Consider the following 21,617-nt stretch of genomic DNA (forward strand, 5'->3'; position numbering starts at 1 on the left):
CTTATGATCGGCAATCGGTCTGTTCTTTATCCAGACGACAAGGCGCTTCATCAAAAAAGCGCTTATCCGAAATTATCTGCGAAGATTGCGTCTGATATGGCTAGCTAAGTCTGAAACTGTTCCGCCGGGAGCAGCGGATTTGGCCATATGCGTATAGAAATCACGAATCAGTTACGAATCAGCGGGTAGGAACTTGCCTATCGCCTGCGGGGCGTTGGGCGAGATCGGACGGGCGCGACATATATCTGCACCCGCCACCAATGATGGCTACCCCGCCGCCGGGTGGTCCCAGCTGGGGGCAGCCATCATCCTGTCGTTTGGGTCAGCTTTATTCGGCTGCCTGCAAATCGCGATAGGCCGCTGCGATCATGTCGGGCCGCATTGCGCCATTCAGCCATGACGGCGAAAATTGCGTCAGATACAGCAGGAAGAAGTTGCGGTTGGGGTCCATCCAGCAGGCGGTCCCCGCCATACCCGGCCAGCCGAACACGCCGGCGGGAACATCGCCGGGCCAGTCAAACAGGCCCTGCGTGCTACTGCTGTCCGCCAACGACACCGACATGCCAGCGCCCATGCCGACTTCGGACAGCGGATGGCCGACGGGCAGGCCGACTTCCTTCACCGCTGCGGGCAGCAGGTTGGACCGCGCCAGCCGCACCGTTTCCGGTTTCACCACGCGCACGCCGTCCAATTCCCCTTCGTTCAGCAGCATGGCGGCAAAGCGGGCGTAATCATGCGCCGTCGATACCAGTCCACCGCCCCCCGACGGATAAACCGGCGCGGCGTACATGCTGTTGGCGGGATCATCGACCAACGTCCATTTGCCGTCCTGTTCTTCGGGCAGATCGGCAAAACGATCCACCTTCTCAGGCGAAATGGAAAAGCCGGTATCGACCATGCCCAGCGGACCGAACAGCCGCTGTTGCAGGAAGGTGTCGAAGGGCATGCCGGACGCGACCTGAATCACCAGCCCAAGGACATCGAGTGCGACGCTATAGTCGAACTGGGTGCCGGGGTCCGTCGCCAGCGGCAGGGTGGCAAGGCGTTCGCCCATTTCGGCAAGCGACTTGGGGCCGGTCTCGGTCTGCGGGTCGCCCGGTGTGATGCCATGTTCGGTGTAGAGCGCGTCGAGCGTCATCCCGCCCATGCCGAACCCTGCCGTGTGCGTCAGCAGGTGGCGAATGGTGATCGGCCGGGCGGCGGGGCGGGTATCGGCGGGATCTTCACCCACCATGACGCGCATATCGGCAAAGGCAGGCAGGATTTCGCTGATCGGCTGATCGATCTGGATGATGCCTTCTTCCATCAGCATCATCGCGGCAATAGCGGTGATCGGCTTGGACTGCGAATAAATGCGGAAGATCGATCGCTCGTCCACCGGCGTGGAGCGATCGAAACCCAACGTGCCGGCTGCCTGATAACGGACCGGACCGTCGCCATCACGCCATGCGATGATAGCCCCAGGGATGACCCCCTGTTCCACAAAGCCGCGCATCGTCTTTTCCGTTTCGGCAAGGCGATCCATCGTCGTCGTCATCGCACTATTCTCCTGCATTAAAAGTCGACCTGAACATTCTGGTCGAAACGAACAAAGCGGCGGGCGATCTTCCAGCCTTCGCCGGTCTTGACCACGGTGTCGCGCATCCGGCCCGTCACCACGATCCGCGACGACAGCGGCACATGGCCTGCATTGACGTTCATGAAGGCATATTCGGCATGGACCTGCCCGCCTGCTTCATTGATCATCAGGTTGAAGTTGAAATGGCGGTTCTTGCCTTCCGCCTGTTGGTCGGACGCCTTGGCATGTTCGACCTGCTGGTCGATGCCTTCGTAGCGCATCGTCAGGCCGTCCATCTCCGTCACCACGTCGGGCGTGTAGAGCGTGGCCAGCCCTTCCCAATCGCCATAGTCGGAACAATGGGCGAACCGGGCGATCAGTTCGGTGATGGCGATCTTGTCTTCAAGCGTGATCATGTCGATTCCCTCTCAAAACAATCAGGGCTTGTTCCACCAGGGGAAGAAGGGCGGCATGTCCGACGCCTTGCCCGTAAACTGGGCCGTGCGCTTTTCATTGAAAGCGCGCACGCCTTCCCGCCCGTCCGCCTGGCTGGTGTAAAAGACGGCTAGGGATTCGGTCAGATGTGCCTCCAGCGGCGTAGAGGCGGCGCTGTTGCGGTTCAGCATCTGGCGGATGAGGGCGATGGACACGGGTGAGCGGTCCTTGACCAGCGAACGGGCGAAGGCCTTTGCCTCGTCCAGCAGCGTTTCGGGCGAGCAGACCGCGCGGACCAACCCCTTTTCATGCGCCTCCGCCGCGTCGAATATGTCGGCGCGATAGGCCCATTCCAGCGCCTGTTCCAGCCCGACGATGCGCGGCAGAAAGAAGGAGGAACAAGCCTCCATCGTGATGCCCAGCTTTCCAAAGACAAATCCGAAGCGCGCCTTTTCCGAGGCGAAGCGGAAGTCCATGGGCAACAGCATGGTGGACCCGATGCCGACCGCCGCGCCATTGACCGCGCCGACGATGGGCTTCAAGCAATCATACATCGCCATCGCCACGCGCCCGCCCGTGTCGCGCACGCCGTTCAGGATCGCGGGATCGTCACCATGGTCGCGCACATCCTCCATCGTCGGGGTCATGCTTTCGTCCAGGCCAAAGACGTTGCCGCCCACCGACAGGTCCATGCCCGCGCAAAAGGCCCTGCCCTCCCCGGTCACGACGATGACCCGCACCGCGTCGTCGCGGCTGGCGCGGCCATAGGCGTCGATCAGTTCATTGCACATTTCGACGGTAAAGGCGTTGAGCTTGTCGGGCCGTGCCAGCGTCAGCAGCAGCAGCCCGTCATCCTCCACCTCGTAGCGGATGCTGTTGTAGCTCATCACTTGCCCTCTGCGGTGAGCGCCGACGCGCGCGCAAGCGACGCCCGGCATTCGGCGACGACGCGCTCCACCAGTTCGGCGCAGGTCGGAATGTCGTCCATCAGGCCGATGCCCATGCCGGCCCAGACCAGGCCCGCTTCGGTATCGCCGGTTTCCAGCGCGGCGCGTCCGCGCGCGCCTGCCACCAGCGCCTTGATATCCTCAAAGGTTGCGCCGGGTTCCTTTTCCCGCACATTGACTTCTTGCGACACGCCATTGCGGAACACGCGTGCGGTGTTGCGCAGCGCGCGGAAGATGAGCGTGGTGTCACGCTCCGTCCCCTTGACCACCGCCAGTTTGATGGCGTCGTGGATCGGGGCCTCCTGCGTCAGCATGAAGCGGGTGCCCATGGTGATGCCTTCCGCGCCCAGAGCAAGTGCCGCCGCCATGGACTGGCCGGTCGCCATGCCGCCCGCCGCCAGGATCGGGATGTCCAGCGCGCGCGCGGCGGCGGGGATCAGCACCATGCCCGGAATATCGTCTTCGCCCGGATGGCCTGCGGCTTCGAACCCGTCGATCGACACGGCGTCCACCCCGGCGCGCTGCGCGGACAAAGCGTGGCGGACCGCGGTGCATTTATGGATGATCTTGATGCCTGCCTGCTTGAAGCGGGCGATGAATTCAGCCGGGCTGCGCCCTGCGGTTTCCACCACCTTCACGCCTGACGTGGCGATCGCTTCGACATAGGCGTCGTAAGGCACGGGCTGGGCCGTAGGCAGGATGGTCAGGTTCACCGCGAACGGCTGGTCGGTCATCGTCCGGCAACGCTCAATCTCCGCCAGCAGCGCCTCAGGGGACGGCTGGGTGAGCGCGGTCAGGATGCCCAGGGCGCCAGCATTAGACACTGCCGAAGCGAGTTCGGCGCGACCGACCCACTGCATGCCCCCCTGGACGATCGGGTAACGGGTGCCGGTGATGTCAGTAATCCGGGTCTTCATCGATGCTCCTGTCAGTCAGATGGGGGTCATGCTTCTAAGGACGGTGCGCGGCCGGGTTTCGGCAAACAACGAAATTGCCTGCAAACTCCACCACATTGCCGAGGGCGCGGTTCAGCCACCGCATTCTATCAATTGCTGTCAGCAGGAATAGGGCGAAGGGACGGCGAAGGGCCACATCACCCAGCCGCGCCGTGTGCATTGGCTGCACCGGCGATTCGAGCGGGGCATGACGATCATCCTTTTCGTAAGGAATGACTGTTTCCCTTACGAATTGTCCTAGCGTTTGCGCTAGGTTGCCACAGCTATCGTCATGGTATTGCGCCATCGACTTCGGCCTCCGGCCACGGCGCTTGCCAAGCCCCACCCGACAATGCAAGCTGAATCAAAGCCGCACCGGTTATGGAGCGCCGTCGCCTGGGCGTCAGGTAACAGGCGGAGGATGGGTCGCAGATCCCCCGCCTGCCCCCCTGTCAGCGCGTCACCAGCGCAGCTTCAGGGAAGTGAAGCCCATGACCGACCCACCGAAGATGGAACCTTTGTCCTGATCTTCCGCCAGTTCGAAATCGGGTATCTGGCGCAGCCATTCCTGAAGCGAGATCATGATTTCGCGCTTGGCCAGGTGGGACCCCATGCAGCGATGCGGCCCGACACCGAACGTCACATGATTGTTCACCTGGCGATCAAGGTCGATGGCCTGAGGGTTTTGGAAGACCGACGCATCGCGATTGGCCAGCGTGTTCGACAGGATGACGCGGTCGTTCCGCCGGAACTGGATGCCCTTATATTCGCAGTCCTGGGTGACGCGCCGGAAGATGTTCGACACGGCGTTGATCCGCATCAATTCCTCTATCGCGAGTTGAAAGGCGACCGGATCATCGAGCCGTTCACGAAACTGCGCCCGCGCCTCTGGCGCGCTGGCCAGATAGCGCCATACATAGGCCATGGTGTTGGTCACCGTGTCCAGACCGGCGACGAACAGCAGGAATCCGCAATTCAGAATATCCTGCCAGGGATGCTGATTGCCATTTTCGTCCCGTGCGGTGACAATGGTCGACGCGATATCGCTGCCGGGATTGCGTTCCTTATCGCGGAACAGAACCTCCAGCACCGCATAGATGTCGGTCAGGTTCTGCGCGCGCACCGCCGGATCGGTGCTGCGGAAGAATGTTTCGGACAAGGCCAGGAATTCCGGCAGCCTTTCTTCCGGCAGGCCGAACAGGTCCAGAAAGGTGCCGGTGGGAAAGCGCGACGCATAATCGGCAATGAAGTCGCAACCGCCTTTATCCGCGAAGGACGCGATCATCGTTTCGGCGCGATGCTGCAACCCGTCGGTCATCCGGCGCACCGCCAGCGGCGTGAACATGGGGGCCAGCAGTTTGCGAAAAATATTATGGTCCGGCGGATCGACCCCCTGCGGCTGCATGACCGGGAAAGGCTCAATCGGCGGGATCGGCGTCTGGTAAGTCGAAAAAATCTCGTGGTTTCGGTAGCCTTCGACGATATCGCTATATTTCAGAAATACCCAATGCCCGCCGTTGCGCGGGGTGTAAAAGATCGGCGGCACGCCGCGCCGGACCAGATCATGCCAGATTTGCACCGGGTCCGTCAGCCCTTCGGGCGTCTGGAAGAAGTCGAAATCGACGATCAGGTCGGCAGGAACATGATCAGGTGGCGATGGAGCCCATTGCAAGGTCATGCTTTCGTCCCCTTGGCAATACGCAGAGCGCCTTCCGGGCAGTTACGCACTGCCATGCGCACCTTATCTTCAAGTTCCGGCGCAAATTCAGATTGTTCTATGACTACCTTGCCTTCTACCGCGTCGGTCGAGAAGACTTCAGGACATAAGTCTTCGCATCGTGCATGGCCTTGGCAGACCTGCAAATTGGCGACGATTCTCATCGGGCATCCTCTTTTATCTATTTTCGATCCCGCTCTATCAGCCCGGCCCACGGTTTCCCATCAGCGCGAATGAACCAGGCTGGACAGAATGGACATTATCGGCCACTATCCGACAGGCGAGCTTATGGATTTCACCCCGACCATCACCCATTCGGTTTCCCTGCATGGCGGGCGGTTCGAACTTGTCGAATGGCGGTGGCCCGACATGATCGATTTCACCATCCGCGAACCTGCGCTGATGCTGGAAATGTCGCTGCCGCCGCTTGCCACCGATGCTTCGGCGGAATTTCCCGATATCGATCGCGGCAATCGCTGCTTCATGGGGACGATGTTCATCCGCTATCCCGGCATCATGGTGCACGGGCGCGGCGAAGGCGGGCATATCCGGGTGCTGCGGGCCATTTTTTCAGGCCAGCACGCGGCAGCGATCCTGGGTGAGGACGATGTGCCTCCCGTCCAGGTGCTGCAAGGGCTGCTGGACATCAGGAATGACGCCCTGCGCTTCATGATGCGGCAGGCCCTGCGGGAATTGACCAGGCCGGAAGCTCAGTCAACCGACGCACTGGAAGCACTGCACACGCTGGTCGCGGTGGAGGTTCGGCGATTGTTCGAACGGCAGGTCCATGCGCCCACCGGCGGGCGGCTGGCGTCGTGGCAATATCGGCGAATTCGCGAAAGATTGCTGGAAAGCGATATCGCACCTTCCATTTCCGAGCTGGCGGCGCTGTGCGGCATCAGCGTGCGCCATCTCCATCGCCAGTTTCAGGCGCTGACCGGCAGCACAGTCATCGCCTATGTCGACAATTTCCGCATGTCACGGGCGCAGGCGCTGCTGTCCGACCGCGACATGCCGATCAAGATCGTTGCGTCGCAATTGGGCTTTGCCCACCCCAACAGCTTTGCGCGCGCATTCCGGCGCGCGACCGGCATGACGCCGCTCCATTATCGCCAGAGCATATCAGGCAGCGCGCAGGAAGAGGCCCCCTCCCCCTGACGGCTGCCGTCCGGCGATCAGCGCAGATCGCCGCGATGCATCGCTTCCGCCCGTGCTTTCAGCGCCCGTGCAGAGTCATTGAACGCCCGCGTTATCCACGGGCCGCAGAAGCGCATCACATGGATGCCATTGGGCCCGGTAAAGGCGTCGGTCGACTGGTAGCGGGACTTTTCAGGCCCCAGTTCATCGATCATCTGGTCCCGCCGCGCCGGATAGGGCCAGGCTTCATTATCCAGCATCTCCCAGGACAGCAGCCGACCCGGCTCAAATGCGCAGATATATTCGCAATTTGGGGCCAGGCTGCCCGGATTGGGGTAGTTCACCAGCCGCATATGGACCGGCGCGCCCATTTCCAGGGTCGATTGCGCCCACACGCAAAAGGGATTCCATTCCCCATAGCGCGGCATGTCGGTCAGGATGTTCCACACCAGCATCGCGGGCGCGTCTATCTCTATCGGGTCGGACGCCACCAATATTTCAGGGTCATAAATGGCAAAGGGATCGTACCGTGCTTCGGCAACGCTATCAGCGAGCATCGACTTCTCCTGCTAATTATATCCTGCATGACTACGGGCAATCGCGCGCTGTTGCGCCACCGTCCGCTTTCCCATGGCACGCGGCCATGAACATGCAGCTAGGACATTCCTTGCGTTGCCACAGACGGTAGCACGCTATGGCGCAGCGTCAACCAGCCGACGCCCAAAACGCGGTCAAACTTCGCCTTGGTGCATCCGGCGGGATTTGCAGACTTGACCTGCGTAGGCTTCTGCCCGAGTCAGTCCGCAAAATATCGGCGGCCACTTGTGCGGGACGGGACCCTTGGGACTCGTCCGGCTGCGGGTGAGCAAGCGCCGTTTCGGGAGAGATCATGGCTGACCAATATGACTTCATCATCGTGGGCGCAGGGTCGGCGGGATGCGTCCTTGCCGGTCGCCTGTCGGCTGATCCCCGCAACCGCGTCCTGCTGATCGAAGCGGGGGGACGCGATCGCAGTATTTTCATCCATGCGCCAGGCGGATTGCTGCCGATCATGTATCGCGGCATGTTCCAGTGGATGCATGTCAGCGTGCCGCAGACCCATGCGGACGGGCGGCAGATGTATACCCCGCGCGGCAAGGTGCTGGGCGGATCATCATCCATCAACGGCATGGTCTACGATCGCGGGGCGGCGTCCGACTATGATGGCTGGCGCCAATTGGGCAATGAAGGGTGGAGCTATGACGACGTGCTCCCCTATTTCAGGAAGCTGGAGACATTCCAGCCGGGCGGCGAAGAAGGCTATCACGGCCAGGACGGCCCGGTCATGGTGACCCGCCCCGGCATCGACAACCCGCTGGCAAAGGCGTTTCGCGATGCCGCCGTTACCGCCGGCGTGCCGTATAATGAGGACCCCAGCGGATCGGTGCGCGAGGGTGTGTTCCCTGCCGATGTCACCGCATCTGCCGGACGCCGGTTCAGCGCCGCGCGCGCCTATCTGAAACCCGCGCTCAGGCGGCCCAACCTGCGCATCGTCACGGAAGCCCATGTCGAACGCGTGATGGTGGAGGAAGGGCGCGCCACCGGCGTTGCCTGGCGGCGCGGCGGGCAGGCCGAACAGGCGAGCGCCGCGCGAGAGGTCATCATTTCCGCCGGGGCGATCCATTCCCCCTGGATCATGATGCTATCCGGCATCGGCGATGGCGATCATCTGCGCCAGGTCGGCGTGCCGGTCGTTCATCATCTGCCTGGCGTCGGCCAGAATTATCGCGACCATGTGGCGGTGACGGTGAAACAATATTGCACGCAGCCGGTGTCGCTGTTCAACGTATTCCACCCGATGGTTGCGGCCAAGGCCATGGTCAATTTCGCCCTGTTCCGCCGGGGGCCGCTGGCCACGCCGCCCGCAGAGGTCGGCGCTTACCTCAAGACCATGCCGGGCGCGGATACGCCCGATGTGAAGGTGCATTTCGCCATGGCGCTATATGAAGCCATGGGCCGCAAGCTGATCATGGAGCATGGCTATTTCGCCCATATCGACCTGCTGCGGCCCGAAAGCGTCGGCGAATTGAAGCTGACCGGCGCGGACACGACTGCGCCGCTGTCCATCGACCCCAATATCCTGTCGACCGCCAACGACATGGCGATGGGCCGCGCAGCCGTCCGCGCGGTGCGAAACATCTTTGCGCAAAGCCCCTTCGATCCGTTCCGGGGCGAAGAACTGGCCCCCGGGGCGCATATCCAGTCGGACGACGAACTGGACGCCTATCTGCGTGCCACCGCCATTTCCGACATCCATGCCGTGGGAACGTGCCGCATGGGGCATGACCCGATGGCCGTAGTCGATCCGCAACTACGCGTGCGCGGCGTTGCGGGCCTAAGGGTGGTCGATGCGTCCGTCATGCCGCGCGTGCCGGGTGGCAATACCAATGTGCCCACGATGATGGTGGCGGAAAAGGCCGCCGACATGATCCTGCATGGACAGACCTGAACGATCGGATCAGGCGGCAGCCATAGCCGCCATCCAGACAATGGAGGATGGGATGCCACATAGCCGTGGAAAGGGGAGCCGACCGGCCTATCGCCTGTACATATTGCTGCTGCTGTTTCTGCTCAATTCGCTCAGCTATGCTGACCGGCACCTGTTTTCCATCCTGATCCCAGCGGTGAAGGCGGAATTCGGGGTCAGCGATTCACTGCTGGGGCTGATCGGCGGGCCGGGGTTCATCATCAGTTATGTTCTGTGCTCCATGCCGCTTGCCCGGCTGGCCGATCGCTGGTCGCGCCGTGGCGTGCTGGCGCTGGCGGCGACCCTGTGGAGCGCGGCGACCGCCGCCTGCGGTGCGGCGGCCAACATCACGCAGTTGGCGCTGGCCCGATTCGCAGTGGGCATCGGCGAAGCGGGCGGCCTGCCCCCGTCGCAGTCAATCCTGGCCAGCCTTTTCGGCGAGGACCGCAGATCGGCGGCGATGGGCGTGCTGGCGTCGGGGACTTATTTCGGGCTGATACTGGGCCTGGTGGGCGGCGCGGCGGTGGCCGCTGAATGGGGGTGGCGCGCTGCTTTCTTCGCGCTGGCGCTGCCGGGCTTTCCGCTTGCCCTGCTCTTCTGGTTCACGGGACCTCGGCGGCAGCGGCAGGATGTTGCGCCGGGCGCTGGCCGTGAAGGTCCCAGCTTCTGGGCATCGGTTCGCATGTTCTGGAACATCAAGTCGCTGCGGTTGATCGCCATCGGCGTCGGCACGTTCAACATCTTCGGCTATGCGGGCGCGGTGTGGATGCCAGCCTATTTCATGCGGTCCCACGGCATGAGCATCATCGAAGCCGGCGCGTGGCTGGGCATGGGTTCCGCAATCGGCGGCATCGTCGGCAGCATCGCGAGCGGCGCAATGGTCGATCGGCTGCGCGTGCGCGGCGAACATTGGCAGCTGCGCCTGCCCGCCATAGCCTTCCTGCTGGCCTTCCCCCAGAATGTCGTCATGTTCATGATGCCTGGCGGCGCGGGCATCAACCTGGGCGGGACGCACATTCCTGCGGTGGCGATGGTCACGATGCTGGGCGGATTCCTGGCGGCGTGCTGGGCGGGGCCTTCGTTCAGCGCCGCAGCCCGACTGGTCGCCCAGTCACAACGGGCGCAGGCGACGGCCATGCTGGTGGTCATCATCAACGTGATTGGCAGCATGATCGGCCCGTCGCTCAGCGGGTTCGTCAGCGACATGCTGATGGGACGGCTGGGCGAGGAATCGCTGCGCATCAGCCTGTTGATCATGAGTCTGCTGACGCTGGCGGGCGGGATGCTGTTCTGGCGCGCATCGACCCATTATGCGCGCGATCTGGCCGCTCGCGAAGTTATCTGAAGGGCGGGCCGGACGTGACGCGCATGTCGTGTCCGCCCCCCCTTGCAGCCGTCGGTGCTGCAAGCGCGATCAGCCCTTCGCGCTTTCTTCCTTCACGATTTCCAGGAACAACGGGCGCTCGCCACCGCCATGCACTTCCAGTTTTGCGCCGCTGATATAGGCGGCGGCTGGCGATGCGAGGAAATTGACGGCTTCGGCGATGTCGCCACCACGGCCCATCCGGCCAAGCGGCAAAGACGCGGCGATGCGGTCCTGCGCGGCGGCGCTGCCATAGGTCATTTCCGCCGTTTCGGTTTCGATGAGGCCGACGATGATGGCGTTCACCCGCACGTCAGGCCCCCATTCCTGCGCCAGGCTGGTGGTCAGGCTGACCAGGCCAGCCTTTGCCGCGCCATAGATGGCCGTGTCGGGCGACGGGCGTATGGCCGACACGCTGGCAATGTTGACGATGGAGCCGCCCACCGCCTTCAGATGCGTATAGGCCGCCTGCGAAACGTGCAGCGGTGCCAGCAGGTTGAGTTGCAGGATACGTTCGGAAAAGCGCGGGCTGGCGGTGGCCGCGTCGGCCTGTGGCGATCCGCCCGCATTATTGACGATCAGGTCGATGCGTCCGTGCCGCGCGACCAGCGTTTCGATCCACGCGGCGACGGCGGCGGGATCGCGAATGTCGCAGGCGTCGAATTCGGCCTCTTTGCCTTCAAAAGCGATCGGCTGTTCTGGCGGCGTCCGGCCGCAGGTGGCGACGGCATAGCCTTCCGCCAGCAACCGCCGCACAATCGCCGCGCCTATCCCGCGCGTGCCGCCTGTGACTATGGCTACCTTGCCCCGACCTGTCTCGCTCACCTGCCCTGTCCTTTCTTCATCGATATGCGCGCGCATGTCGCCCTTTCCGCCGCGCGGCGCAAGGCGGTCTTTACGAAACTGGCGCTTATGCGACGATGGCGGGATGGGGAATGCGGGGATCGCCCAGCATGGCGCGATAGGATGGCGGGACGCGCCCTGCCTCCTCTGTAATGCCGTAGCGCTGCGCGATTTCCGCCGTGATGAGCGTCTGGCCGTTCAGTTCTTCCCGTGCCGGATCGTCATGGATAGCGGCGATGACGCGGCCGTTGAACTCCGGCGTTTCAGCCTCCGCCATGAACTTTTCATATTGTTCGGGATGTTCCGCAAGCGTCTGGGCGCTGCGTTCGGTCAGCAATGGCCCCATCCACAGCGATATGGCGGCAACGCCCGTGCCCCGGAAATCCACGCCCATGTCGGCGGCAAATTTGTCCACGCCCGCTTTCTGCGCACCATAGGCCGGGCCGTGCATATAGCACACCGACCCAAAGGAAGACGTGAAGGCGATCAGGCCATCGCCCGCAGGCACCATCATGCGCGCAGCATGCCAGCTGGCGAAATAGTGGGACCGCAGGCCGACATCCAATATGTCGACCAATCCTGTCGATTTTTCCCAGAAGGGCCCGGGCTTCACCAGGTCATCATTCAGCGCGGCGACGTTGTTGACCAATATGTCGAGCCGTCCGCTTTCGTCCGCCACCTGTTCGAACAGGGCGGCAATGGCATCGCTGTCGGCATGGTCGACCTGGACCGCCCGGCCTTCGCCGCCCGCCGCGTCGATCTGGGCAGCGGTCGCGCCGATCGTGCCGGGCAGCGCCGCATCGCCTTCGCGCACGGTGCGGCCCGTCACATAGACGCGATAGCCTTTTTCGCCCAGCGCGACCGCGATTCCACGGCCCGCACCCCGGCTGGCGCCGGTGACTATCGCCACCGGACGTTCGATCCTGTCCATATTCTTTCCTTGTCCCGTCAGGCGGCGGCGCTGGAAGCGCGCTTGTCGAGCGTCACGTGCAGGCCATTGGACCGCTTGTGCATGTCCGGCAGCTTTTCACGCGGGTTGTAGAATTGCTTATACCAGGTCCGAACCTTGCCATAGGGGCCGTCGTTCGGGATCACCAACGGGTTGAAACAAGCCCGCTTGTTCTGCCAGATTTCCACGTCCTGCGCGAAGGCCAGACGACTGCCCTCCTGATATTCGGCGGCGGCGGCACGCAATTCATCGGTGATCGGGGACGATCCGTCATTCACCTGCACCATCAGGCCATGCCACACGCGGATCTTGCCATCTTCGATCGGCGTATGCGTGATCATGATGAAGCTGTCGAATGTGCCTTCCATTTCGGACTGCAGGATCGACGGCCCGGTATACCAGGTGTCGAGCGTCAGAACATCATCCGGGTTCTGCACCAATGTGCGGTGGCCCGCGGCATAATATTGGTGGACGATGTGGTCCTTGAACTCGTTGGCGAAGTAGACGAAGTCCTTCGCACCGTGGATCGGCACGAAATGGCCAAAGTCGGCCATGTTATCGACCACTTCGATGGGGTGGATATTCAAGTCGCCCATGAAGTCGAGACGCCACCGGACCCAGCCCGGCTCATCCCAATGGCCGCCGAAATTGGGCAGGTCGAAATTCGGCTCCAGCCCTTCGGGATCATACCACATCCAGATAGTGCCTGCCCGTTCGGTGACGGGAAAGGTCTTGAGCTTTGCGGCCTTGGGCACGAAATCCGAATAGGGAATATTCTTGCAAGCGCCGTCCGGCCCATATTGCCAGCCATGGAAGGGACAGCGGATCGATTCGCCCTCCACCTGCTCACCATCCCGGACAATGTAGGAGGTGGTGTTGTTGGCCAGGTGCGCGCCCATGTGCGGACAATAGGCTTCGGTCACGTACACCTGACCGCTTTCGCCGCGATACATGACCAGATCCTGGCCGAAATACCGCATCGCGACCGGCGTCCTGGTTGCTTCCGCGCTTTCGCCGACCATGAACCAGCCACGGGGGAAATCGAATTCACCCAGACGATAGTCTGATGACTTTGCCATAAAAACACCCTCTCGTATTCAGCGGCAAATTAGCATGAAGGGCAGACCAATGCCACCCCTTCCACCAACCATGCCGGGCAGAAATAATCCCGGCGATCTACGCAAACAAGGGTATATAGACAAGCCCATTGCATAAATGCGGCGAAGCGGGAGAGTATAACTTGCCAGAAACCGACGATGGACAGGCCGGCGGTGGCCCGACGCAAACGGATCATATGCCGTCCCAATCCGTCATGCGCGCGGGGCTGGAGGCCTATGCCAGCCGAATCAACGATGGCGACCGTAATGGCGTGCTCGCCCTGTTCGCGCCGGGCGCGACGATCGAGGATCCGGTGGGAACGCCGATCAAGCGCGGCGATGAAATTGCCGCCTGGTTCAGCGACACCATCGCTTTCCAAACGCACATTACCCCCGTCGCCCCGATCCGGGGATCGCACTCCAACGCGGCGGCGCTGGTGTTCGACGTCCGCTTTCAACCGCCCGAAGGTCCGCGCCTGCTGATCCGTTCGCTCGACATCTGCACGTTCGATGGCCAGGGATTGATCACCAGCCTGAAGGCCTATTGGGGGCCGGACGATGTCCAGCCCGCCGACGGGTAACGGCACGGCGGGCCTGTTCTTGTTTCCTTAGGACGCTGTGCGTAAAGTGCCCCCGTCAGGAAGTTCCCAATGGCGTAAAGCCCCTTCCTGTCGCTGGCGTTCAGGAGTGCCGTACCGGTCGATGTCCATTACCCGCTTGTCGAGCGCCGACCGTCGCGCCTCCATCATCACCGCTGCCCGATCCGTATTTGCCCGTTACGGCCTGGAGGGCGCGCGGACGCAGCAGATCGCGCAGGCCGCCGGGGTTTCCGAAGCCCTGATATTCCGCCATTTCAGCAGCAAGATAGCCATTTACCGTGCCGTCCTGCGCGAAGTCATCGCCGACCAGAATGCATCCTTTCGCGATTTCACCCTGCCCGAACCCAGCACCGTGGGCCTGCTGCGAAGCATAGGCCACTTGATGGAGCAGGCGCTGCTGGGCAGGAACGCGTCCAACGCCGACGGCATGCGCATGGTCGTGGGCAGCCTGGCCGGTGACGGCGGCTATGCCCGATTGGTCTATCGCCGCGCGCTGCGCCTTTCCCAGAACGAAATGGAACGCGCGATGGCAGCCGCCCGCGCGGAAGGCGGGATAACCGGTGCAGCCTTGTCGACGGTCAACGCCGCCGCCTTTCTGGAACATGTCGGGACGATGGTCATGATGGGCCGCTGCCATGAGCGCCATGCCATCATCTATGATGACGATGACGGTCGGTTGCTGCGCGACGCCATTATGTTTTGCGCCCGCGGCCTAGGCATAGTGGAAGAACGTATCACGGAATTTTTGAACGCGATGCCTCCGCAAAATAGGTGAGTTTACGCTATTCTTTTATCATATTGCGTAGGCTAGCGGCTTAAACTATCAAAGCTTGTCGAGGGTCCCCGGCGGGTCCTGTGAATAGAACAGAAATCTTGCCGCCCGGCGAACCGGGACAAGGCAATGGCGCTGGCAATGACTGGCGCCGGCCTGTCGCGCACTGCCAGTGCGGCGCTGAAATGGAGAGGAACAAGCTATGCTATTGCAGGATAAGGTCGTGATCGTCAGCGGCGTAGGCCCCGGCATGGGCCAGGCTCTGGCCCGCATCGCTGCGGCCGAAGGCGCATCGGTCGTGCTCGCCGCGCGCAACCAGAGCTTCCTGGAACAGGTGCGCGACGACATCGTGGCAAAGGGCGGCAAGGCGGTCGCCATTGCCTGCGACGTGTCGGACGAGGCGCAATGCGTCAAGCTGGCCGAACGCGCGGCAGCCGAATTTGGCGGCCGGGTTCATGGGCTGATCAACAGCGCTTATTATCATGGCGACTGGAGCGTCATCGAAAATAGCGACACTGCCGACATCGCCAAGGCAGTCGACGTGAATTGCCTGGGCGCATTGCGCCTGACCCGCGCCTGCATCCCCTATCTGCGCGATGGCGGCGCGGTGGTGAACGTGTCCACCATGGCGACGGTTCGACCCTATGGCGGCGAACATGGGATGGAAATGGGCTATGCCATTGCCAAGGGCGCGCTCAATACCCTGGGTAAATATATGGCCGCCGACCTTGGTCGCTATGGCATTCGCGTCAATACCTGCCGCATGGGTTGGATCCACGGCGAGCCGGTCGAAGGACATATTCAGAGCATGGTCGATGCCGGTCACACGCGCGACGATGTGGTCGCGGACATCGTCCAGAACATACCGATCGGCATCATTCCGCCCGAAGACGACTGCGCCCGCGCGGTGTTGATGATGGTTTCCGATTATAGCCGGGTGGTGACGGGCGCGGCGCTGGACGTCAACGGCGGCCAGTGGATGGCACCCTGACCCTCGCTCCACTGATCCTTCGGGGAGCGGATGGGAGGTAGCGGACGTAACGGGTGCGGGCAGGAGGAGGACAGCCATGTTCAAATGCATCGCCCTGTTGCGTCGGCGGGCCGACATCAGCCACGACGCCTTTGTCGATTATTATGAAGGGCAGCATGCGAAGCTGATCCTGCGCCTGCTGCCGGGCATCGTGGATTACCGCCGCAATTATGTGCAACGAGACGGCGCATTCCTGTCTGCACAAGCGCCGATCGATTTCGATTCCGTCACGGAAATCCACTTCGCGGATCGCGCCGCTTATGACCGGTTTGTGGCCAAGGCAGCCGAACCCGACATCGCCCGACAGATCGCCGAAGACGAAGCCAATTTCCTGGACCGCGGCGCAACGCGCATGTTCGTGGTGGATGAGCGGGCGAGCGAGTCGCCCCTCGACGCCTAAAGCGGATTCATCCTGCCTGTTGCTGGAAGGGCAGGCACACGCTGTCGAAACCCAGCACATGAGCGACGCGCCCTAAACCTACCCAGGCCGCGACGCTGTGCGCCAGGTCGACAATCTCTGCATCCGAAAACAGCGCATGGGCGCGTTCCCAAAAGGCTTCGTCGGCGGCAATCGCCTTGGGTTCCTCAGCGAAGCGTTCGGCAAATTCTATCGCGGTGCGTTCTCGCGGGCTGAACAGGGGCGAGCTGCGCCATTGTTCGACCGCAGCGTAAAAGGCTTCGTCAGGGGCCGGGCCATTGTCGGTAACAAGATGATCGGGGCGCACGCCCGTCGCGGCGAACATCGACGGCGCGTCCTGGGCCGCGCGAAACTGCTGGCAGATGATGCAGCCGTTGATCTGCGCAATCCGCGACCGCGCGCCTTCAAACTCGCGCAGCGACAGCATGCTATGCTGATACACAGCCTTGGAAAAAACGTCCGCCGCCGCCATGATTTCCCGCCCATGTTCACGGGCGGCATAGCCATAGGGATCAGCCGCGCTTTCGGTCGGAATGTCGATGCGCAACATAGATGTTCTCCTTCCGCAGTTGTCGACCCCGGCAGGTGGAGATAGCTCCATCTACCGGACGTCATTATTTTATCACTCCACGCCGGGCGCTCCGGGGAAGCCTTCATAATATTGGCCAATGACCATGCCGCCATCGACCACGATTTCCGCGCCGGTCAGGTAAGACGCGTCGTCGCTTGCCAGGAACAGGCTCGCCTTCGCCACTTCTTCCGGCGCACCGATCCGTTGCAGCGGAATATTGCCATAGCCCTGGTCAACCTGATCACGGCTGCGCCCTTCTTGATTGGACATGATCGTATCGACACCGCCGGGATGAACGGAATTGACGCGCACGCCCTTATGTCCAAGCTCCATCGCCGCAACGCGGGTCAGGCCGCGCACGCCCCATTTGCTGGAGGCATAAGCGCCCAGGCCGTTCGCGCCCTTCATCCCGTCGACGGACGATATGTTGACGATGGCCCCCTTGCCCCGCGCCACCATGCCGGGTCCGACCGCCTTGATACCCAGAAATTCACCGATAAGATTGACGTTCAGGACCTTTTGATAGTCGGCCAGCGTCGTTTCGAACAGGGTGCGGAACAGCAGGATGCCCGCATTATTGACCAATATGTCGACGGGACCCAGGTCAGCCTCCACCGCGGCAACCAGCTTGGCCCAATCGTCCTGGCTCGTCACGTCATGATGGTAGAAGCGCGCGGCATCACCCAGTTCGGCCGCCAGTGCCGCCCCTTCCGCGTCCAACAGGTCCGCGATGGCAACCTTTGCCCCTTCTGCCGCGAACAGGCGGCTGGTCGCGGCACCCATGCCGCGCGCGCCGCCGGTGATGATTGCTGTCTTGCCTTGCAGTTTCATAGTCATATTCCTTTTTTAAAATGGGCGCGCATTTCAACCGGCGCAGGACAAGTTGGGGCGAGCGGCATCGTCAATGATCGCGCCGATGGGTGCGGCGCGCCTCATGATCAGGAAGAGGATCGCGACCATCGCGCTTGCGCCGATGACGATCCAGACCACCGGACCATAGCTGCCCGCCGCGTCACGCAGCACCCCCGCCAATGGCGGAAAGCCGAAGGTCAGCGGCAGGGTGGCCAGCCCGAACAGCCCAATCACGCGCGGGAGCGAATGCCGCCCGAACAGTCGGCCCGCCAACATATTCACCGCCGGAAACACACCCGCCCCGCTCATGCCAATCAGCAGTGCAGCGACAGCCATCGGCAGATAGGCGGTGGTGGACAAGAGGATGATCCAGCTGGCGCACACGCCGCCGGACATCAGCGTCAAGGTTCGCGCAGCGCCGATCCGCCCGCACAACACTCCCGAAAGCAGTGACCCCAGAATGGATGCGCTGCCCATGATCGACAACAGCAGCGCAGCGGGGCTGGCCGCGACGCCCCGCTCAATGGCGAAGGCGACCAAGTGCGACACGCCCATAATCCCCGCCGCGCTCAGATAGCCAGCGCCGATAGTCATAGCCCAGAAAGCAGGCCTGCCCAGAACCGCGCGGACAGAGGGCATCTCATAGGCGACATGACCATGCGAGTCAGTTGCCACTTCGCCGATCGCCTCTGGGCCATCCGATACACCGTGGATCACCGGCAACAGCAGCAAATGGAGGGCGGAGAGGGTCAGGTAAAAGGACGCCAGCCCATGGTCGTGGATCAGCGCCAGCCCCACCATCGGCAACAGCGCAACGAACAGCGGCATGTTGGTAATGCCCAGTGCCGGGCCTGGGTTGTGCGGATTCCAGTTGCTGGCAAGCACGCTCGATGGGAAAGAACCCAGCATCGCGGTCCCCAGCCCGATTGGCAAGGCGTAGAGCAGCAGGACCGATGTCATGTCCGGTGCCGCCGCCAGCAGGGCATAGCCCGCGCTGGACAGGATCGCGCCCCCCATCATGGTCCACCGCAGGCCGATCCGGGCAATCATTGAGCCGATTATCGGGCCGGCCAGCCCCATCGCCAGCACGCAAAGGGCCAGTGCCAGCGTCGCCGCCCCCCGGCTTGCGCCAAATTGTTCCTGCAGCGGCAGCACCGTGACCCCAAAGGCCCCGAAGGCAGAACCGACCGCAACATTTTGGGTCAGGAAGGCGCGGAACACCATCCATCGCGCCCGACCGGGCCTGGCGCTCGTGCTTGGGTTTTCGCCGTCCTGCGTCCCTGCATGCATCTTTGGCTTGTCCCTGCTAGCCGCTACGATCGAGCGGCTGATGTCAATCTGCGGCTAGCCGTGCCGATTGGTGTTCATCCCCGCCCGACCTTCACACGGCGGAGTCGCCACCGGATGGCACAGGCGGCATTTCGGGCGTGTTGTAGGAATAGCCCATCTCTTCATAACGTTCCGCGATGCGCCAGCCCTTGTCCGTGCGCACCAATCGGTCGCGATACCAAAGGCCGATGAAAAAGACTTTCTCCACGTCATCCTCGCCCTTGTAGACCATGGGGTTGAACAGGACAGTGCGGCTGCGGGCAGTGTCGCCTTCCAGATCCAGCTTGGTAGTGGCGATCATGTGCTGGTAGCGCGGGAAACGCTCAAGTGCGCCCGGTAACCACGCCTTGATTTCGGCATAGCTTCCCTTCGCTCCGCCAGTTTCGCTATAATCGATGGTCGCGTCGGGGGTGAACACATCGTCCAATGCGTCCCAGTCCCGGAAATCGATGGCGTGACTGTAATTGGTCAGAAGGTCCGATATTTCCATGCGGTCGGAAATTTCCTGAAGGGACAGCATTGGAATTCCTCCTCCTATATCTGCATGAATGAACGGTGCCATTCGATTCGCGCTTGCGTTAGTTTTTACCTGTTCATTATTGATATGCGTAGCCGCGACACGCAAGTAACGATTGACATTGCGGCGGGGGAAGGGTTTCACCGCAAGACAAAATGCAACGAAGAACGGCTGAATCGGACTGCACGACAATGTGCGATCCTGTCGGCACGGTCGGGCAGGAGAAGGCGAGGATGACATTCTGTAAAGAGCCTGAGCGCTCGCGCCCGCATTTGCCTGGCCCCGCTCTTCATACCCCATTCCATTATTAGACAAGAGTGATGCCCATGGTCCCTTCATCCCCCACCGCAGGCACCGCGCCTCTCGACCGCGAGACCCTGCTGCAACAGGCACGCGACAGGGCGGGCCTTTCCGATTTTGGCGACCTTTGGTTCCTGGAACCGATGGACCGCTATATCGAAGCGTCGAACCTGGAGGGCGCGCTGACCCCGGCAGGCGTCGCGTCCATGACGGAGGTCATCGTCAAGGGACTGGTCAGCCGCCTGCGCATGGTCGAAGACATAAAACGCCACCCGGAAATACTGGATGAAAAGGTGGAGGTCGCGGGCATCATCCTGGGCCTGCCCCGCACCGGCAGCACCATATTCCAGCGCCTGCTGGCAAGCGCGCCGGGCATGACCGGCCTTCGCTGGTTCGAAGCGCAGAATTTCGCGCCATTCCCCGGCGAAGAGCGGGGCAATCCCGTGGAGCGCCGCAACTATGCCAAGGCTATGATCGACGGGTGGCTGCAACTCGCCCCCGAACTTGCCTCCATCCACCCGCTGGACCCCGAAGCGCCGGACGAGGAGATATTGGTGCTGGGCCAGATGTTCGTCAGCACCATGGTGGAAGGGATGAATTTCATACCCAGCTTCGCCAGCTGGCTGAACAGCTATGACCAGTCGCGCGGGCATGAGGATTTGAAGACCATCCTTCAATATCTTCAGTGGCAAGACCCGGCCCGTCGCGGTGCCAAGTGGATTTTGAAGAGTCCGTCCAACCTTCCCTATGTGGAAACCGCCGCCCGTGCTTTCCCGGACGCGCTGTTAATCATGACCCATCGCGATCCGGTAGAAACCGTGCCGTCCTATGTGTCGATGCAGGCTGCCCTCTATAAGCTGAGCGCGACCGTTTCCGACAGGCAGGTAAGCGGCTTCTGGTTCCCGCGCCTCGCCGAATGGATGCACTTGTTCGAAGCCGCGCGGGAACGCATCGGCGAAGACCGGTTCATCGACATCGACTATAGAGAGGTCGGCAAGGACCCGATGACCCAGGCCCAACGCGTGCTGTCGCGCATCGGCGTCCCGGTGGACGACCGGCTGGAGGCTGCGCTCACCGAATTTCTGGCAGGGAACAAGCGGGAACAGCGGCCCATGCACGATTATTCGCTGGAACGGTTCGGCCTGGATGAGGACGCTATCAAGAGCGCATTCGCCGCCTACCGGGCGCGCTATATCAGCTAGGTAGGGCGCTGTAGGAAGAGTTGACATGATGTCACTTGGCAACCGCAAGCATGGCGGGGAATGTGGTCTGACATGACAGATTTACAATCATTGCTGGACGAACGCGCAATCACGCGGGGCCTCAGCCGCTTTGCACGCATATTGGACCAGAAGCGCTGGGACGACCTGGGTGATGTGTTCGCTGATGACCTGACCTTCCATTATGGCGTGGAAGAACAGCAGGGCATTGTCGCGTTGCGCGAACAGATGCGCCGGTTTCTGGATATATGCGGCAATACGCAGCATCTGATCGGCAGCTTGCTGATCGACGTGGACGGCGATCAGGCGGTCAGCCGCGCTTATGTCCAGGCCCGCCATCAACGCAGGAACGACCCGGTCGGCCCGATATTCGATTCGACCGGGGAATATGTCGACAAGTGGCAGCGCCGACCGGAAGGCTGGCGCATCGTCCGCCGCGACGCCCTGTGGTTCCTTCACCATGGCGACGCGGGCGTGCTGGCCGCCGGTGAAGCAGATTTGGGGCAGGCGTAAAACCCGCAT

General features: G+C 62.1%; 23 protein-coding genes. 9 read left to right on the plus strand and 14 right to left on the minus strand.

The annotated features are described in order from the left end of the window. Window positions 1–328: 328 nt before the first annotated feature. The 6 genes from FHS54_RS15795 to FHS54_RS15820 all read right to left on the minus strand — a co-directional run bounded on the left by FHS54_RS15795 (window position 329) and on the right by FHS54_RS15820 (window position 5,756). A complete protein-coding gene (locus FHS54_RS15795) occupies window positions 329–1,537 on the minus strand; it encodes a serine hydrolase domain-containing protein (protein ID WP_167305088.1) in 1,209 nt (402 codons plus the stop codon). Between the two features lie 17 nt (window positions 1,538–1,554). Next, entirely contained in the window at window positions 1,555–1,974 is a 420-nt protein-coding gene (locus FHS54_RS15800) for a nuclear transport factor 2 family protein (protein WP_167305089.1), read from the minus strand. 21 nt (window positions 1,975–1,995) lie between these two features. Next, the gene (locus tag FHS54_RS15805; RefSeq protein WP_167305090.1) at window positions 1,996–2,880 is read right to left on the minus strand and encodes a crotonase/enoyl-CoA hydratase family protein; all 885 of its coding nucleotides are present in this window, start codon (window positions 2,878–2,880) and stop codon (window positions 1,996–1,998) included. Beyond that, on the minus strand, window positions 2,880–3,857 hold the full coding sequence (locus FHS54_RS15810) for an NAD(P)H-dependent flavin oxidoreductase (protein WP_167305091.1): 978 nt from the start codon (window positions 3,855–3,857) through the stop codon (window positions 2,880–2,882). Before FHS54_RS15810 ends, FHS54_RS15805 begins: the two co-directional genes overlap by 1 nt. A 478-nt stretch (window positions 3,858–4,335) precedes the next feature. Then, window positions 4,336–5,553 carry a cytochrome P450 gene (locus tag FHS54_RS15815; protein WP_167305092.1) on the minus strand — a complete coding sequence of 406 codons (1,218 nt, stop codon included), beginning with the start codon at window positions 5,551–5,553 and terminating at the stop codon, window positions 4,336–4,338. Further along, window positions 5,550–5,756, minus strand: a complete 207-nt coding sequence (locus tag FHS54_RS15820; RefSeq protein WP_167305093.1) for a ferredoxin — start codon at window positions 5,754–5,756, stop codon at window positions 5,550–5,552. The genes FHS54_RS15815 and FHS54_RS15820 overlap by 4 nt, the downstream gene beginning before the upstream one ends. A gap of 88 nt (window positions 5,757–5,844) precedes the next feature. Between FHS54_RS15820 and FHS54_RS15825 the strand changes: the two genes are divergently transcribed. After that, window positions 5,845–6,750 (plus strand): helix-turn-helix transcriptional regulator, encoded by a 906-nt coding sequence (locus tag FHS54_RS15825; protein ID WP_167305094.1) that lies wholly within the window; start codon window positions 5,845–5,847, stop codon window positions 6,748–6,750. Window positions 6,751–6,767: 17 nt separating this feature from the next. Here the strand turns inward: FHS54_RS15825 and FHS54_RS15830 are convergent, their stop codons facing one another. Continuing rightward, window positions 6,768–7,286, minus strand: coding sequence for an SRPBCC domain-containing protein (locus FHS54_RS15830; protein WP_243855803.1), 519 nt, complete (start codon window positions 7,284–7,286; stop codon window positions 6,768–6,770). Between the two features lie 332 nt (window positions 7,287–7,618). Here FHS54_RS15830 and FHS54_RS15835 point away from each other — a divergent pair, with 332 nt between their 5' ends. Both FHS54_RS15835 and FHS54_RS15840 read left to right on the plus strand, forming a co-directional pair. Further along, entirely contained in the window at window positions 7,619–9,217 is a 1,599-nt protein-coding gene (locus FHS54_RS15835; protein ID WP_167305095.1) for a GMC family oxidoreductase, read from the plus strand. Next, on the plus strand, window positions 9,204–10,580 hold the full coding sequence (locus FHS54_RS15840; protein WP_167305096.1) for a spinster family MFS transporter: 1,377 nt from the start codon (window positions 9,204–9,206) through the stop codon (window positions 10,578–10,580). The genes FHS54_RS15835 and FHS54_RS15840 overlap by 14 nt, the downstream gene beginning before the upstream one ends. Window positions 10,581–10,649: 69 nt before the next feature. Here the strand turns inward: FHS54_RS15840 and FHS54_RS15845 are convergent, their stop codons facing one another. From FHS54_RS15845 to FHS54_RS15855, 3 genes are all read right to left on the minus strand, one after another. Continuing rightward, window positions 10,650–11,423, minus strand: a complete 774-nt coding sequence (locus FHS54_RS15845) for an SDR family oxidoreductase (protein WP_341785990.1) — start codon at window positions 11,421–11,423, stop codon at window positions 10,650–10,652. Between the two features lie 85 nt (window positions 11,424–11,508). Beyond that, a complete protein-coding gene (locus tag FHS54_RS15850) occupies window positions 11,509–12,372 on the minus strand; it encodes an SDR family NAD(P)-dependent oxidoreductase (protein WP_208405065.1) in 864 nt (287 codons plus the stop codon). A gap of 17 nt (window positions 12,373–12,389) precedes the next feature. Next, window positions 12,390–13,469: an aromatic ring-hydroxylating dioxygenase subunit alpha gene (locus FHS54_RS15855; RefSeq protein ID WP_167305098.1), complete on the minus strand. Its 1,080-nt coding sequence runs from the start codon at window positions 13,467–13,469 to the stop codon at window positions 12,390–12,392. Between the two features lie 161 nt (window positions 13,470–13,630). Between FHS54_RS15855 and FHS54_RS15860 the strand changes: the two genes are divergently transcribed. The 4 genes from FHS54_RS15860 (at window position 13,631) to FHS54_RS15875 (ending at window position 16,288) form a co-directional block, all read left to right on the plus strand. Then, window positions 13,631–14,068 (plus strand): nuclear transport factor 2 family protein, encoded by a 438-nt coding sequence (locus FHS54_RS15860; protein WP_243855804.1) that lies wholly within the window; start codon window positions 13,631–13,633, stop codon window positions 14,066–14,068. Between the two features lie 121 nt (window positions 14,069–14,189). Further along, window positions 14,190–14,861, plus strand: coding sequence for a TetR/AcrR family transcriptional regulator (locus FHS54_RS15865; protein WP_167305099.1), 672 nt, complete (start codon window positions 14,190–14,192; stop codon window positions 14,859–14,861). 199 nt (window positions 14,862–15,060) lie between these two features. After that, the gene (locus FHS54_RS15870; protein WP_167305100.1) at window positions 15,061–15,849 is read left to right on the plus strand and encodes an SDR family oxidoreductase; all 789 of its coding nucleotides are present in this window, start codon (window positions 15,061–15,063) and stop codon (window positions 15,847–15,849) included. 76 nt (window positions 15,850–15,925) lie between these two features. Beyond that, window positions 15,926–16,288 carry an EthD domain-containing protein gene (locus FHS54_RS15875; RefSeq protein WP_167305101.1) on the plus strand — a complete coding sequence of 121 codons (363 nt, stop codon included), beginning with the start codon at window positions 15,926–15,928 and terminating at the stop codon, window positions 16,286–16,288. Window positions 16,289–16,295: 7 nt separating this feature from the next. Here FHS54_RS15875 and FHS54_RS15880 read toward each other — a convergent pair whose 3' ends face one another. The 4 genes from FHS54_RS15880 to FHS54_RS15895 form a co-directional block, all read right to left on the minus strand. Further along, window positions 16,296–16,856, minus strand: coding sequence for a carboxymuconolactone decarboxylase family protein (locus FHS54_RS15880; RefSeq protein ID WP_167305102.1), 561 nt, complete (start codon window positions 16,854–16,856; stop codon window positions 16,296–16,298). 72 nt (window positions 16,857–16,928) lie between these two features. Further along, on the minus strand, window positions 16,929–17,708 hold the full coding sequence (locus FHS54_RS15885; RefSeq protein ID WP_167305103.1) for an SDR family NAD(P)-dependent oxidoreductase: 780 nt from the start codon (window positions 17,706–17,708) through the stop codon (window positions 16,929–16,931). 33 nt (window positions 17,709–17,741) lie between these two features. Then, entirely contained in the window at window positions 17,742–18,953 is a 1,212-nt protein-coding gene (locus FHS54_RS15890; protein ID WP_167305104.1) for an MFS transporter, read from the minus strand. Window positions 18,954–19,110: 157 nt separating this feature from the next. Beyond that, the gene (locus FHS54_RS15895) at window positions 19,111–19,578 is read right to left on the minus strand and encodes a nuclear transport factor 2 family protein (protein ID WP_167305105.1); all 468 of its coding nucleotides are present in this window, start codon (window positions 19,576–19,578) and stop codon (window positions 19,111–19,113) included. A gap of 323 nt (window positions 19,579–19,901) precedes the next feature. Here FHS54_RS15895 and FHS54_RS15900 point away from each other — a divergent pair, with 323 nt between their 5' ends. Both FHS54_RS15900 and FHS54_RS15905 read left to right on the plus strand, forming a co-directional pair. Beyond that, window positions 19,902–21,077: a sulfotransferase family protein gene (locus FHS54_RS15900; RefSeq protein WP_167305106.1), complete on the plus strand. Its 1,176-nt coding sequence runs from the start codon at window positions 19,902–19,904 to the stop codon at window positions 21,075–21,077. 72 nt (window positions 21,078–21,149) lie between these two features. Next, window positions 21,150–21,608 carry a nuclear transport factor 2 family protein gene (locus tag FHS54_RS15905; RefSeq protein ID WP_167305107.1) on the plus strand — a complete coding sequence of 153 codons (459 nt, stop codon included), beginning with the start codon at window positions 21,150–21,152 and terminating at the stop codon, window positions 21,606–21,608. Window positions 21,609–21,617: the final 9 nt, after the last annotated feature.

The sequence above is a fragment of the Sphingobium vermicomposti genome (genome assembly GCF_011762025.1).
Lineage (GTDB): Bacteria > Pseudomonadota > Alphaproteobacteria > Sphingomonadales > Sphingomonadaceae > Sphingobium > Sphingobium vermicomposti.